11 protein-coding genes and 2 pseudogenes are annotated in these 14,432 nt (G+C 70.8%); 4 read left to right on the top strand and 9 right to left on the bottom strand.

Annotation, left to right across the window (positions count from 1 at the left end):
* Positions 1-117, top strand: a pseudogene (locus D0T12_RS32075) (IS5/IS1182 family transposase); the annotation flags it as partial.
* 89 nt (positions 118-206) lie between these two features.
* On the opposite strand, the gene D0T12_RS32080 reads toward D0T12_RS32075, so the two are convergent.
* Positions 207-1,205, bottom strand: coding sequence for a helix-turn-helix transcriptional regulator (locus D0T12_RS32080; RefSeq protein ID WP_117404495.1), 999 nt, complete (start codon positions 1,203-1,205; stop codon positions 207-209).
* 137 nt (positions 1,206-1,342) lie between these two features.
* Between D0T12_RS32080 and D0T12_RS32085 the strand changes: the two genes are divergently transcribed.
* The 3 genes from D0T12_RS32085 to D0T12_RS32095 all read left to right on the top strand — a co-directional run bounded on the left by D0T12_RS32085 (position 1,343) and on the right by D0T12_RS32095 (position 4,960).
* Positions 1,343-1,765, top strand: a complete 423-nt coding sequence (locus D0T12_RS32085; RefSeq protein ID WP_117404497.1) for a VOC family protein — start codon at positions 1,343-1,345, stop codon at positions 1,763-1,765.
* Positions 1,766-2,602: 837 nt separating this feature from the next.
* Complete coding sequence (hpaD, locus tag D0T12_RS32090) at positions 2,603-3,619, top strand: 3,4-dihydroxyphenylacetate 2,3-dioxygenase (RefSeq protein ID WP_117404499.1); 1,017 nt, start codon at positions 2,603-2,605, stop codon at positions 3,617-3,619.
* A 327-nt stretch (positions 3,620-3,946) separates the two neighbouring features.
* On the top strand, positions 3,947-4,960 hold the full coding sequence (locus D0T12_RS32095) for an AraC-like ligand-binding domain-containing protein (RefSeq protein ID WP_117404501.1): 1,014 nt from the start codon (positions 3,947-3,949) through the stop codon (positions 4,958-4,960).
* 105 nt (positions 4,961-5,065) lie between these two features.
* Here the strand turns inward: D0T12_RS32095 and D0T12_RS32100 are convergent, their stop codons facing one another.
* From D0T12_RS32100 to D0T12_RS32135, 8 genes and pseudogenes are all read right to left on the bottom strand, one after another.
* Positions 5,066-5,929 (bottom strand): endonuclease/exonuclease/phosphatase family protein, encoded by an 864-nt coding sequence (locus D0T12_RS32100; protein WP_147339722.1) that lies wholly within the window; start codon positions 5,927-5,929, stop codon positions 5,066-5,068.
* Positions 5,930-6,838: 909 nt separating this feature from the next.
* Positions 6,839-7,880, bottom strand: a pseudogene (locus D0T12_RS32105) (ATP-binding protein).
* 10 nt (positions 7,881-7,890) lie between these two features.
* Positions 7,891-8,787, bottom strand: coding sequence for an MBL fold metallo-hydrolase (locus tag D0T12_RS32110; RefSeq protein ID WP_117404507.1), 897 nt, complete (start codon positions 8,785-8,787; stop codon positions 7,891-7,893).
* On the bottom strand, positions 8,784-9,899 hold the full coding sequence (locus D0T12_RS32115; protein WP_117404509.1) for an epoxide hydrolase family protein: 1,116 nt from the start codon (positions 9,897-9,899) through the stop codon (positions 8,784-8,786). The genes D0T12_RS32110 and D0T12_RS32115 overlap by 4 nt, the downstream gene beginning before the upstream one ends.
* Before the next feature lie 25 nt (positions 9,900-9,924).
* Positions 9,925-11,136 carry a beta-ketoacyl synthase N-terminal-like domain-containing protein gene (locus tag D0T12_RS32120; RefSeq protein ID WP_117404510.1) on the bottom strand — a complete coding sequence of 404 codons (1,212 nt, stop codon included), beginning with the start codon at positions 11,134-11,136 and terminating at the stop codon, positions 9,925-9,927.
* Positions 11,133-12,416, bottom strand: a complete 1,284-nt coding sequence (locus D0T12_RS32125) for a beta-ketoacyl-[acyl-carrier-protein] synthase family protein (RefSeq protein WP_117404511.1) — start codon at positions 12,414-12,416, stop codon at positions 11,133-11,135. Before D0T12_RS32125 ends, D0T12_RS32120 begins: the two co-directional genes overlap by 4 nt.
* Positions 12,416-13,267 carry an LLM class flavin-dependent oxidoreductase gene (locus D0T12_RS32130; protein WP_117404512.1) on the bottom strand — a complete coding sequence of 284 codons (852 nt, stop codon included), beginning with the start codon at positions 13,265-13,267 and terminating at the stop codon, positions 12,416-12,418. Before D0T12_RS32130 ends, D0T12_RS32125 begins: the two co-directional genes overlap by 1 nt.
* 22 nt (positions 13,268-13,289) lie before the next feature.
* Positions 13,290-14,432, bottom strand: coding sequence for an acyl-CoA dehydrogenase family protein (locus D0T12_RS32135; protein ID WP_117404513.1), 1,143 nt, complete (start codon positions 14,430-14,432; stop codon positions 13,290-13,292).

A 14,432-nucleotide genomic window follows, 5' to 3' on the forward strand; every position in this document is an offset into this window, starting at 1 on the left:
TCGTGGCTGAGCGGCTGCCGCCGCCTGCATCGCCGCTACGAACGCAAGCCCGAGCACTTCCTGGCCTTCGTCGGCATCGCCGCCACCCTCATCTGTCACCGCCGACTCGCCAAATGAGATGACGTCTTAACCCCGTCCCGTAGTCGTTCGACGGTGTCGTCGGTTCCGGGAAACTAGTCGGCGAGCGCGCCGAGCGGCACGGGCCGTCAGGTGTCGGGGCCGCGCAGCTGGTCATGTTCGGTGGCCGTCGCCGCGGCGGCGTAGCGGCGGGCGAGTGTGGCGCAGGCTTTGTGGAGGGCTGGCGGGCCGATGATGTGCAGGTCGGCGTCGAAACGGCCGAAGGTGGCGGCGAGGGCGGTCCAGGACCAGGATCCCGTGATGACGCGGCATCGTGTGGGGCCGACCGTTTCCACGAAGGCGTCGGCGAGGTAGGGCGTGACTTCTGCGGCGGGAAGATCGAGTATGGCCTCGCCTTGGCAGGGCCAGGCGGCGTCGGTGCCGTCAGAGCCCCGGAACCGGCTGGTGATGAACGTGGAGACGTCCCCGCCCGGCACCTGACGCACGGCGAAGCGCGGACCGGTGGGCGTGCGTGGGGTCATGCGGTCGATGCGGAAGGTGCGCCAGTCGTCGCGGTCGAGATCCCAGGCCAGCAGGTACCAGTGGGTGCGCCAGGCCACCAGGTGATGGGGCTCCACCCGGCGTCGCTGAGGTGCGGCCTCTGGCTGTGGGGTGTAGTCCAGGCGGAGTTCTTCGCGGCGCTGGATCGCGGTGCTCACGGCGGTGAGCGGGTCCAGGGCGAGGGCCGGTGGGGCGCCGGGCTCGGGTGGGCGGACGGTGGTGACCTGGAGTGTCTCAATGCGCTGTCGCAGGCGTGGAGGAAGGACGCTGCGAATCGTCGTGAGCGCCCGGTCGGCGTCCTCCGCGATCGCCGGGTGGGCGGTGCTCTGCAGCGCGACGGCCAGAGCGACGACCTGTTCGTCGTCGAAGAGCACCGGGGGCATCTGTGAGCCGGGGCGCAGGCGGTACCCGCCGCCCGGTCCCTTGTCCGTGGCGACCGGGTAGCCCAGCGCGCGAAGACGGTCGATGTCACGGCGCACGGTGCGCACGGTGACCATGAGCCGCTCGGCCAGCTCGTCTCCGCTCCACTCCGGTCGTGCCTGGAGCAGGGAGAGCAGGGTCAGCAGACGCGAGGACGTTTTCTGCATGCCTCCATGATGTGGCAAGTACAGGACAGAACCTGTCCTGTATGGGTGCCATGCTCCACCACGGATGCCATATCAGGGCATTTCGCCCGTTATCCGCGTGTGCCTCATCCAGCGCATGTCCCAAATAGGAGCAGACCATGGCCGTCACCACCACCACGCATCTGAACTTCCGCGGCTCGGCCCGTGAGGCGCTGGCCTTCTACCAGTCGGTCTTCGGCGGGCGCACCGTCGCGGTGACCTACAAGGACGCCGGCAACGTCCAGGACGAAAACGAGGCGGACTGGGTGATGTGGGGTGAGGTCGTCGCCGACAACGGCTTCCACGTCATGGCTTACGACGTGCCCTCGGCGATGCCGTACGACCTGGGCGCCAATTCGTTCTTCGTGTCCGTGCGCGGCGAAGACACCGAGGAGATCAGCGCACTGTGGCAGCGTCTGGCCGACGGCGCGAACGTCCTGCGCCCGCTGGAGCCCGCGGCGTGGGCTCCGTTGTACGGCATGCTCACCGACCGGTTCGGTGTGACCTGGGTCCTCGACGTGACAGCCCCCTACAACGGCTGATCCGACCCCGGGGTGGGCACCCTGCGACGGTTGCCCGCCCCGCTCGGTCCTGGCATCGGGACGCCGGTGGCAGTCGGCGCACATGAGAAGTAGATCGCGTTATGCGCATACGTCTCCAACCAACACCGGCCCTCATCGCCACCGTCCTGCGGTGTTGCCCCAATTCCGATCGCGCCATGAACGTCCTGACCCAGCGCGACCTCAACCGGGCCACACTCGCCCGCTAGTACCTCCTCGAACGTGAGGACTGTGCGGACCTTGACACTGTGTTTCACCTGACCGGCCTTCAGGCTCAGGTCCCTAAGAACCCTTTACCGGTCTGGGGTCGCGCGTCAGGGCGTTCGTCCCCGCCGACCTGAACGGCCTGGTCACCGCCGACGACGCCGTGGCCTGGCGCACCCGGCACGTCGCCATGCTGCGGCAACGGTTTCTGTCCACCCACGCTGCGAACTCGCGGGCATCGACCTGACGATCGCCGCGTGCGGCGGGGCCGACGAAACGTTCGCGGGGGCCGCGGGTTGGCTCACGCTCCCCCGTGCGGGATTGGTCGCCGATCGACAGGGGTCCGGGCGCCGGAGTGTCGAAGGACGCCGACGGCCGCTCCTCCACCGACTGCGAGGCTGCAACCCCTCTAGCCACCTGGCCGAACGCGGGTCGTTTGGGACCAAAAGAGTTACGTGGAGGGACGAAGGTCCCTATATTCCGTGGGTCGTTGGCCCGACCATCGTCGTACAGCGCTCCCAACCAGGCAGAGGAGGCGTACAAGGCATCGGTTTCTTCTCCTCGACCAAGGCCCTGACCGGGCCCACGTCCCTCGCTCGGTGTCCAGGAGGAATCATGAGTACAGCCCCCGACGTCATCCGTTCCGCCTACGTGCAGCTCACCGTCACCGACCTGGCGGCGTCTCGATGGTTCTGGGTCGACATGCTCGGCATGCACGTTCAGTATGAGGACGAGGACGCGCTCTACCTGCGCGGCTCCGATGAATTGACCCACCACTCCGTCGTGCTGCGCACCGCATCCGTGGCGGCGCTCGATCACCTCGCCTACCGGGTCCGGACGCCTGAGGATGTCGACCGGGCCGAGAAGTTCTTCACCGAGCTTGACCGTCCCGTCCGCCGTGTCCCCGCCGGGAGCGGAACGCGGGGTGTCGGCGACGCCGTCCGCGTCGTCGACCCGCTCGGTATTCCCGTCGAGTTCTTTCACGACATCGCCCGCGGCGAGCGCCTCATCCAACGCTACGACCTGCACCGCGGTGCCCAGATCGCGCGCCTGGACCATTACAACATCTGCACGCCCGACATCCCGGCGGCCTACGAGTACTACCAGTCGCTCGGGTTCGGCTGTTCGGAGACCATCGAAGGGGACGGCGAGCGTGAACTGTACGCCGCGTGGATGTTCCGCAAGCCGACCGTTCACGACGTCGCACTGACCCACGGGCCCGGCCCGTATCTGCACCACATCGGGATGGCGACGCACGAGTCCCACCAGGTTCTCCGAACCGCCGACATCTTCGGGGCCTTGGGAAAAGAGCACCACATCGAGCGCGGGCCCGGACGGCATGGTGTGTCGAACGCCTTTTACGTCTACCTCCGCGACCCAGATGGGCACCGGGTGGAGGTCTACACGTCCGACTACTTCACCGGCGACCCCGACTATGAGACGTACCGGTGGAATGTGCACGACGACCGTCGGCGTGACTTCTGGGGCAACGCGGTGATCGAATCCTGGTACAAGGAGGCCAGTCCCGTCCGTGATCTGGACGGACACCTCCAGCCGATCGCCGAGGGAGACCTGGACGAGTTCTCCATCAAGGTCGGCGCCGACGGCCTCGGCATCGTCAAGCCCTCCTGACCGGAACCAAAGCCCGTGGTGCGAAGCAGCGCCACGGGCCTGCGGCCGGGAGTGCGAACGGCCGGAGCCAACCAGAGGCTTGGGAAGTGGGCGAAATTTCTCAGGCAGCCAACCAAGATCGACCGCCTCTCGCGGGGGTGAGAGCGGGTGTCTCACGATCGGCCTTGTTGGCCTAATCTGGCCAACAAGGCCGATCGCGCTTCTGCTGCTCGCATTGTTGCTGATCAAGCTTATCTACCGGTGTCCCTCGGCCTGCATGGCCGCTCTGGTTCGCTGGAGACGCGCGTGCCAGAATGGCCGGTATTGTCACTTCACGGGGGTTGGGACATGCAGATCACCACGATCAGCACTGATGGAATCTTGCCTCAAGAGCGGTTCGCTTCGTGGCAGGAACGCACAGGCCAAGCTCTTACACGCACCTGGCTTCAATGTGCGAATCCCTATGATTTCCGGGCGGAGGCGCGGACGGTCAGCCTGGGCGACATACATATCGGCACGCTGAGACATCCATCGGTAAATATCTACAGGCCCGCGAAACTGATCCGGCAAAACGATCCGGAGGCCTACCAGGTCAATCTTATTCTCAGCGGGAAATCGGGCCTGAGGCAGGCGGGGCGCGAGACGGTGTTCGGCCCCGGGAACCTCGTCGTATTCGACACCTCCCGTCCGATCGACGGCTGGCGCGAGTGCACCGGCGAAACCGTTTCAGGCGTTACTCTCCAGATACCCCGGCGGATGCTCCCGCTGGCCGCCGATGATGTCGATCGACTCACCGCGATTTCCTTCTCTACCGACCAGGGCGTGGGGGCGCTGTTCGGCCGTTGGCTGAGTGACATCGTTCCGCGGGCCGAGCAGATCAGACTTCAGGACGCGTCCTCCCTGGCCTCCATCACGGTCGACCTGCTCGCCACCGTCCTGGCCCAACGGTTGGACGGCTTCAAGGCTGAGTCGACCGAATCGCGGCAACGTCTGCTTCGGCTGCGGATCGACAACTTCGTCCGGCGGCGGCTCAGCGACCCGACCCTGTCCCCGACCACCATCGCCGCCGCTCATCAGATCTCCGTGCGCTATCTGCACAAGCTCTTCAGCCAGCAGGAGATGACGGTCTCCGCCTGGATTCGGCACCTGCGGCTAGAGCAGTGCCGACGTGACCTTTCCAGCCCCGAAAATCGGGCTCGCTCACTCCAGGCGATCGCGGGACGCTGGGGCTTCGTTGACGAGGCGCACTTCAGCCGTGCCTTTCGTGCCGCCTATGGCGTGTCCCCGGGCCGCTACCGTCGGCAGGCCCTCCACGAAAAGGGCGGCGCCGAACGTCGACCGCTCCCTGAAACGGCTACTTAGATGCGATGACCTGGGTGGCCTGTACTTGCTGGGTTCTGATGGCGTTCCGGTTCCTGAGCAGCGTTGCCGCTCAGGAACCGGGTTTCTGCCGGCCGCGCTGGGAGGTCAGGTCACAACGCACGAGGGCCGGGGGCCCTGGGACAGGGTGAGTTCGCTGATCACGATCCGGTGGTCGCGGGTGGGCGTATGCAGCCGACAGTTGCTGAAGTTCAGGCCGCCCCGGAGAAGAATGTAGTCGAACTTCGCGTCGCGCGTGTCGGGGAGCGTCCTGTTGCACCGGCTGTCCAGGACACGCCCGCAGAACGGGTCGACGTCTCTGAACCCGGCATCCCAGATCGGCGACATGACGTTGGAGACCCACGGGCGCGTGTTGAGGTCACCGAGAATCATCGCGCGACGGTGCGGTCGGGTGGCGTTCACGAGCTCCCGGACCTGGAGTCGCCTCAGTCGTTCGTGGCCCGGTGCGCTGAGGTGAGTGTTGAAGACTCGCACCGACTGGCCGGCGACCCTTGTGGTGAACGACTGCATACCACGCGCCTCAAGCCATCCTTCGTCCTCGCTGTACCCCTTCCTGTTGTGCGCTCTGATCTGGGTGCCTTCGGCGTAGACGATCGCCGTGCCCAGCCGGCCCGGGCACCCTGCGTTCAGAGCGGCCAGCCCGCTCCGGTAGCGGTACTTCAGGCCCGCTTCATTGAGTTGCCGGACGGCCTCCTGTACCTCGTTCAGGCAGGACTCCTGCAACGCGGCTATTTGTGGCCGGAAACTCTTGATCTGCTCCGCGACCGACTCCGATGTGCCGAGACCCTGACCGTTGGTGTTCCAGGTCATGAACCGGTCGGGAACCGGCGCGAAAGCGTTCTCGGCGGCGGCCGTGGCGTATGAGGGGGTCGCCAGGCCCACCGTCGCCAGCAACCCGGCCAGCCCCACCGACGCGGCGCGCCGGACGGTACCACGGGATGGTCTCCTCAATTTCTCTCCTTCTCAGTGGGAAGCCGACGCGAGCGCGGGCGCTGGCAGCGAGGCCACGATCAGGCGGCCTTCTCCTCGACGCCGAGTCGGCGACTCGGCGATCGGGTGTTCGAGGTACGGCCCCTGTGCACTTCGGTCGATGTGGAGTGGCTAACGCCCTTCGACCCGAAGGCGTGGACGGTGCTCTGGTCGCACGCCATTTCGGAACAACGGCGCCACGTCCAACTTGGCGTTCTCGGGAAAACCAAGGAAGAGGTCATTGTGGGCGACACGTATGGTGAATCGGCTGACGACGGTTGCCCCCGCATTTTCGTCGGCACAGTGAATCCTTCCCGGACTCCTTCTATTTGTCCAGGTGGAGCTTTGAACCGATTTCAGGATGATCTACGAACGCGCCGCATGTCATTGACTGCGGGCGCACCACGACTTGACCAGGAGTGCACTCCGAGCACGGCTTGTCAGCGTGGCCTTCTGAGCGTCCTCCTGGCGTAACGCAGCACCATCGCGACTTCAGAGGGCCGGCCCACCGCTCGCCGGGCGTGGCCGCTCACCAACGAGACGCATCCGCTGCACAGCGCGCGCTTCGCCGCCGTCGAGTCGCTCAAGGCTCTGGCGCTCGCCGGGGGTGAGGTCGGGCGTCTCGCCCACGAGCGGCTGAAGGCCATGCTCGACGACGACAGCCGGTCGGTGACGACCACCGATCGGGCCGGGAACGCGCGGCGAGACCCGCGCCGGGCAGAACCTTCTTGGCCAGGGTCAAGTTCGCGGGATGGCTGGCGCACCGTATCGTCCGTTGACGTGCGACACATGACCGCGCCGATCCGCGGGGTGTGCGGCGGCGAAGACGTCGCGGTCGGCGCGTTGCCGTCTGGACGCCGGGAAGAGTGACGAACTTCTCGGAGAACCCTGTCATTGGATCAGGCAAATCTGGGTGCCGGGGGTCACCGGGCGACCGGGGTGGGCGTTCAGGGCGGAAATGGTGCCGGGTTTATGGGCGGTGAGAGGTTGCTCCATTTTCATCGCCTCCACCACGACGATGGTGTCGCCGGCGGCGACGGTGGCGCCCTCTTCGGCGAGGACCTTCACGACGGTGGATTGCAGGGGGTAGAGCAGGGCGTCGCCGTTGGTCTGCCTGGGCTCGGCTCTGCGTGGCCGGGGACGGGCCGGCGCGGGGTCCGCGGAGGTGTGCAGGACGACCTCGACGCGCTTGCCGTCCACCTCGGCGGTGACGGACCTGCGGGCGGTGGGGGCGGGGTCGGTGACGATCGCCCGGTGGAAGGGCAGGACGGTCGCGACGCCGGCGATCTCGAACTCCGCGAGGGCGCGGCGGGCCCGCTGGAGGGCGGTCTCGCGGGTCACGTTGCCGTGCCGGTCGGCGAGGCACTGCGTCTCGACGTGGCGGGGGCGGTCGAGGTAGCGCTCGACGAAGCATTCGCCGCGTCCGAAGGCGGCCTCGGCCTCCCGGACGGCCGATTCGAACCGCGCGGGGATCTCGTCGAGTGAGCGGGCCACCTTGAGGCCGCGGCCCCCACCGCCGTACGCGGCCTTGATCGCCACGGGCGGGCCGTGCTCGCGTCCGAACGCGGTGGCCTCGGCGGCGCCGGGGACCGGTGCGGCGGTGCCGGGGGCGAGCGGGGCGCCCTGCTCGCGGGCGATGTGGCGGGCCCGCACCTTGTCGCCGAGCATCTCGATGGCGGACGGCGGCGGGCCGATCCACAGCAGTCCCTGGTCGATGACCGCCCACGCGAACTCGGCGCTCTCGGAGAGGAACCCGTAGCCGGGGTGCACGGCGCCCGCGTCCGCCGCCGCCTTGAGCAGTCGGCCGATGTCCAGGTAGGTGTCCGCCGGTGCCGCGCCGCCGAGCGCGTACGCCTCGTCGGCCATCCGGGTGTGCGGCTGAACAGGCCCGCACGACGCGTACCGCGATCTCGCCCCGGTTCGCGATCAGGATCTCCTCCGGGTCAGGCGCGGCAGGGCAGCGGGCCGCCGTGGTAGGCGATCATTTCGCCGAACATCGCGGCGACGTCCATGCGTTCGCCGGGCGCGGCGCCGGCCTCCTCGGCGCAGGCGCGCCGCAGGTTGGGGACGAGGCGTTCGGGGTCGAGGAGCCGCCCGTCCGGCTCCGCGCGGCGCGCGATCTCCAGGGGGTCCAGCCCGCCGGCGAGCCCCTGCCTGGCCTGGTCGCGTACCCAGCGGAGGTAGCGTTCCGCCTCGTCCAGGAGCTCGGGTCCGCCGACGGGCCCGTGCCCGGGGACGACGACGGCCGGGTCCAGGACGCGCAGCTGCTTGATCGCGCGGAGCGAGCCCACGACGGAGCCCATCATGCAGAACGGGGTGACGCCCGACATGACGAGGTCGCCGGCGAACAGGATCCGCCGGTCCGGCAGCCACACGACGGTGTCGTCGCGGGTGTGCGCGGGGCCGAGGTGGATCAGTTCGGCGCGCAGGTCGCCGGCGTGCAGCGTCATCCGCCGCTCGTAGGTGAGGCTCGGCGGTTCGAGCCGGACGTCGCCCCAGTCGACGTCCGGCCAGAGGCCCGTCAGGTGCAGGCCTGCCTGGATCGCCTCGGCGCGCGTCCCCTCGTGCGCGACCACGACGGCCTCCGGTGTGAAGACGCAGTTGCCGAACGTGTGGTCGCCGTGGAAGTGGGTGTTCACGACGAGGCGCGGCGGCGCGGGGGCCACGTCGCGGACGGCGTCCCGCAGGGCCAGGGCGCGTTTCATGGTCGCGGCGGTGTCCACCACGATCGTCATGCCGCCGGACGTGATGACGCCGGCGTTGTTCAAGCACCATCCGCCGTCCGGTTGCACGTAGGCGTGGACGCCCGCGGCCAGCCTTTGCAGGTGCGGCTCGGTCATCGCGGTCTCCCGAGGGTTTCGAGGAAGAACGCGCGGAGGTCGGCGGCGAGCAGGTCCGGGGCCTCCAGCGCGGGGAAATGGCCGCCCCGCTCGAACTCCGTCCACCGGACGATCGTGTGCGCGCGCTCGGCGAACGGCCGGATGGCGTGGTCGGTGGGGAACACGGCCACGGCCGTGGGCACCGGGGAGCGGTCGTCGAACGCGGCCCGGTCGTGGAAGCGTTCGTAGTAGCTGTGCGCCGCCGAACCCGCGGTGCCGGTGAACCAGTAGATGCCGGCGTCGGTCAGGACGGCGTCCCTGCCGAGGGCGTCGTCCGGGAGGTCGGCGGTTCCGGTGAGGTCACGGTAGCGTTCGGCGAACCAGGCGAGCAGCCCGGCGGGCGAGTCGTGGTGGGCGTGCGCGAGCGTCTGCGGGCTGGTGCCCTGGACGCGCAGGTACGCGCCCTCGTTCTCCTGCCACCGGCGCAGCGCGTCGAACCTCTCGCGGTCCGTGTCGTCCAGCGTGTCGACGTCCTCGCCGTCGGGCAGCGTGACCAGGGCGTTGACATGAACGCCTCGGACGCGGCCCGGGGCGTCCCGGCCCATGAGCGGTGCCACGAAGGCGCCGATGTCGCCGCCGTGCACCCCGTAGACGGGGTAGCCGAGCCGGTCCATCAGCACGTTCAGCGCTCGGGCGGTGCGGCCGTCGGTCCAGCCCGGTCCCGGCGGCGGCCCGGAGAAACCGAAGCCGGGCAGGGAGGGCGCCACCAGGTGGAAGTCGTCCCGGAGGGCGCCGATCAGGGCGTGGAAGTCGGCGACCGATCCGGGCCAGCCGTGCAGCAGCATGAGCGGGACGGCGTCCGGGTTCGCGGAGCGCACGTGCAGGAAGTGCACGCGAGTTCCGTCGATCTCGGTGACGAACTGTGGGTGCGCGTTCAGATCCGCCTCGTGCCGCCGCCAGTCGTAGTCGTCGGCCCAGTAGTCGGCGAGGCGCCGCAGGTAGGCGGTGGGGACGCCGCGCGACCAGCCGGTGCCGGGCGGGTCGGGCGCCCATCGGGTGGCGCGCAGCCTGCGCCGGAGGTCGTCGAGCTCGGATTCGGGGATCGCGACCCGGTACGGCGTGATGCCGGTCATGCGCACTCCTCGGTCGGACGGGCCGCTAGGGCGTGGTGAGCACCGCGGCGGACGCGAACCCGCCGCGCCCGCGGGCCAGGACGAGCGCGGTGCCGATCTCGGCGGGACGCGGCTCCGCGACGACCAGGTCGATCCGGTCGTCGGCGCGGCCGGGGCTGGTCCCGGTGGTCGGCGGGATCACCCCGTGGCGCAGGGCCAGCAGGGCGGTCGCCAGGTCCAGCGCCGCGCCGCCGGACAGCAGCCGTCCGGTCATCGACTTGGGCGCGGTGACCGGGACGGCGCGCGGCGCGAAGAGCCGTGTGAGGGCCGCGACCTCGGCGTCGTCCAGGTCGCGGCGGCCCGCGGCGTCGGCGAACACCACGTCGACGGCGGCGGGAGGGAGCCCGGCGTCGTCGAGCGCGGCCAGCGCCGCCCGGCGCAGCCCGTCGGCGCAGCCGGGCTCCGGGTCGAACGCGGCGCCGTGCCCGGCGACCACGCCGTAGATCTGCGGGGCGCCGCGCTCCTCGGCGCCGGCGCGGTCCTCGACGATGAGGACGGCGCCGCCCTCGCCCGGGACGCAGCCCTCGGCCGCGGCGTCGAACGGCAGGTAGGCGGACGCGGGGTCGGCGCACGGGCTCAGCTCCCGGCTCGCGGTCTGGATCGCGACCCCGTACGGGCAGAGCGTGCCGTCCACACCGCCCGCGACCATCGTGGTGGTGCCCGCCCGGATCTTCCGGCGGGCGAACGCCAGCGTGTCCAGTCCGCCCGACTGCTCGGACGCCAGCACGCCGCCGGGGCCGCGCATGCCGTTGTGGATGGAGATCTGGCCGGTGTGGACCGCGTAGTACCAGGCGAACGACATGTAGGCGCTGACGTCGCGCCAACCGCTCCCCCACAGTTTCTGCAGTTCCCGCTGCCCGAACTCCAGGCCGCCGGATGTGCTCGCCGTGACGACGCCCATCTGGTACTCGGGCACGTCACCCGGCTTGATCGCCGCGTCCCCCAGCGCCTCGCCGGCGGCGACGAGCGCCAGCCGGGTCACCCGGTCGCTCTGTGGCAGGAGCCGTTCCGGCAGTTCCCGTTCGGCCGGGCACTCGGGGATCTCCCCCGCCACGGCCACCGGGTAGCCGGACGCGTCGAACCTGGTGATCGCGCCGAGGCCGCTGCGGCCGTCCCGGACCGCGTCCCAGTACTCGTGGACGCCGATCCCGTTCGGCGCGGTCACGCCGAGGCCGGTCACCACCGCCTGGCCGCTCATGCGCTCCTCCCTTCCGAGGCGCCGTCCGGGTCGCGGAACACCATCGCGCTCTGGAACCCGCCGAACCCGCTGCCGACCGTCAGCGCCCCGCGCACGCGCTGCTCTCGCGCGTCCAGCGGGACGTAGTCCAGGTCGCACTCGGGGTCGGGCTCGCGGAGGTTGGCCGTGGGCGGCACCACGCCGCGGTCCATCGCGAGCGCGCACGCGGCGATCTCGATGGACCCGATCGCGCCGAGCGAGTGACCGACCGCCGCCTTGATCCCGCTGACCGGGACGCGGCGGGCGTGCTCGCCGAGGGCGCGTTTGAACGCGGCGGTCTCGTGCCGGTCGTTCTGCTTGGTGCCCGAGCCGTGCGCGTTCACGTAGTCGATGTCGCCGGGGTCCATCCGGGCCTCGCCGAGCGCGGTGGTGATCGCCTCGGCCATCTCCCGGCCGTCCGGTTTGAGGCCGGTCATGTGGAAGGCGTTGCACCGGGACGCGGCGCCCGCGAGCTCGGTGTAGATCCGCGCGCCGCGCCGCCGGGCGTGCTCGTACTCCTCCAGCACGAGCACGGCGGCGCCCTCGCCGAGGATGAGGCCGCGGCGGGTGCGGTCGAACGGGCGGCAGGCGCGCGCCGGGTCGTCGTTGTGCACCGACTGCGCCTTGATCACGTCGAAGCAGGTGACGGTGATCGGTGAGATGGGGGCGTCGCTGCCGCCGGTGACCATGACGTCGGCGGCCCCGTCCCGGATCACCTCGGCGGCGTGCGCCACCGCGTCGATTCCGGAGGTGCAGCCCGTCGAGACGACCGTGGCCGGACCGCGGGCGCCCGTGGTCAACGCGACCTCCGCGGCACACGAACTGGGCAGGAAATAGTCGTACATGTGCGGGCTGACGTAGGCGGGGTCGACGTTCCAGTGCGCGCCACCGTCGCTGAGCACGACGTACTCGGCCTCCATGCTCTTGGTGCCGGCGACCGCGCTGCCCATCGCGACGCCGGTGCGCGTGGCAAGCCGGTCGTCGACGGTGAGGCCGCTGTCGTCCATGGCCTCGCCCGCGGCGACCTTGGCGAGCTGGACGAACCGGTCGGTGCGCCGGATCTCCCGTGGGGCGAGCCCGGCGGCGGCCGGGTCGAAGTCGCACTCGGCGGCGACCTGGCAGCGGTGCCCGGACGGGTCGAACTGGGTGATGCGGCGCGTCGCCGTCCGCCCCGAGGTGACCAGCTCCCAGAAGGGCGCGGTACCGATCCCTCCGGGGGCGACCACGCCGATCCCGGTGATGACGGTTCTTCGTCGGGACATCAGGCGGCCTCCCCGAGCGCCTCGGCCAGCAGGTCCAGTTGTTCGGGCCCGGACGAGCAGGGGACCAGCACGAGTTCGTCGCAGCCGGCCTCCTCGAAGGCGCGTGCGGTCTCGCGCAGCCGGGCGGGCCCGACCGGCGTCCCCTTGATCATCATTTCGGCGAGCCTTCCGGCGAAGGAGTAGTAGTCGCCGAGGTGTTCGCGGACGGCGGCGTCCGCGTCCGGGCCGAGGGCGTAGTACGCCTGGGCGACGACCCGCGGCTCGCCGGGCCGTCCGGACTCGCGCCAGCGGCGGCGGACCTCGCCGGCCCGCTCGGCGAACGTGTGGGGCGGCCCGGCGGCGGCGAAGTAGCCGTCGCCGTGCGCGACGACCCGGCGCAGCGCGGCCGGGGCCCGGCCGCCGACGAGGATCTCCGGCTCGCCGCCGGGCGGTTCGGGTCCGATCTCGCCGCCCGCCCAGATCTTGCGCATCTCGGCGAGCATCGCGTCGAGGCGGCGGCCGCGGTCGCCGAACTCGGCGCCGGTCGCGGCGTAGTCGTCGGGTCTGGCGCCCACCGCGACGCCGAGGGTGAGCCGCCCGCCCGACAGGTGGTGCACGGACGCGGCCTGCTTGGCGACCAGCGCCGTGTCGCTCCGGTACGGGGCGATGAGGATTCCGGTGGTCAGCCTGATCCGCTCGGTCGCGGCCGCGGCGGCGGCCAGCGTGACGAGCGGTTCGTCGTTGCCGTACACCAGCCGGTCGAGCACCACGAGGTCGGCGAATCCGGCCGTCTCGGCCCGGCGCGCCCAGTCCAGCAGGTCACCGCCGCGGACTCCGCGGACCATGGTCGGCAGTGCCACTCCGTATCGCATCGTCGTCTCCTCTCGGGCTCCGTCAGGTTCGGGTGCGCGCGGCGAGCGCCTCGACGAAGCCGGGCGCGGCGCGTTCGGGGCGCAGCGCGGCGTGCGAGCAGCCGACGGTGACGTCCCGCCAGTGGCGCTGGAGCGGGTCGCCGCGGTCCTGCGCGGCGGTGCCCGCCGACCTCATCAGCGCGTTGACCGCCTCCACCAGCAGGGACGCCGCGTAGGAGGCGCGGTTGGCGTTCTCGAACGCGTGCGGCCGGCCCTCGCCGGCGTCCAGCGCCGACACGACCTGGTCGACCAGCAGCCCGGCCGCCTCGATCCGCGCGGCGGACGTCGCGAGGTCCAGTGCCGCGGCGTCGCCGGCGGGCGGTGGTCCCCCGCTGCGCGGCGCGGCGGTGGGCGGGGCCGCCGCGCGTTTGGCGGCGGCCGTGCGGGTCGCGGCGGCCAGGGCGCCGCGCGCCGCGCCGAGCAGCGCGGAGACGCAGGTCAAGCCGCCGACAGCGGGCAGCGGGACGTTGTGCTGCGGTGCCTGCGAGGTGGTGTTCACGCCGCCCATCACCTCCTTGAACGGCACCGTCCGGTGCGCCGGCACGTAGACCTCGTCGACGACGAGGGTGTGGCTGCCGGTGGCGCGCATGCCGACCGCGTCCCAGGTCCGTTCGAAGGTGAAGTCGGCGCGGGGCACCGCGAAGAAGCGCGGCTCGATGCCGCCCGGCGCGGGCCCGGCGATGAGGGCCCAGTCGGCGAACTCGACGCCGCTGACGTAGCGCCAGCGTCCGCGAAGCAGGAAGCCGCCCTCGGTCACGTCGGCGGATCCGGCGGGCACCAGGCCGGGTACGAGCAGCGTCTCCGGGGTGCCGTCCCACAGGTCGCGCTGGCCGTCGATCGGGAGGTGGGCGGCGAACCGGCCGGTGTAGGCGAACATCGCGGCGCACCAGGCGGTGGACGCGCACGCCTCGCCGAGCCGGGCGACCGCTCCGGTCAGCTCGCGGAACGTGGACTCCGCGCCGCCCCAGCGGGCGGGCGCGAAGTGCCGGGGCAGGGTGGTCGCGGCGACGGCGGCGACCGTCGCGTCGTCCAGCCGCCCGGCGCGGTCGGCCTCTTCGGCGTGCTCGGCGGCGGTCAGCACCGCGGTGTCGAGGGCCGTGCGCTCGTCGGTGGTGGTCAGGGTCAT

The sequence above is a fragment of the Actinomadura spongiicola genome, from assembly GCF_003432485.1.
Taxonomy (GTDB): Bacteria; Actinomycetota; Actinomycetes; order Streptosporangiales; family Streptosporangiaceae; genus Spirillospora; species Spirillospora spongiicola.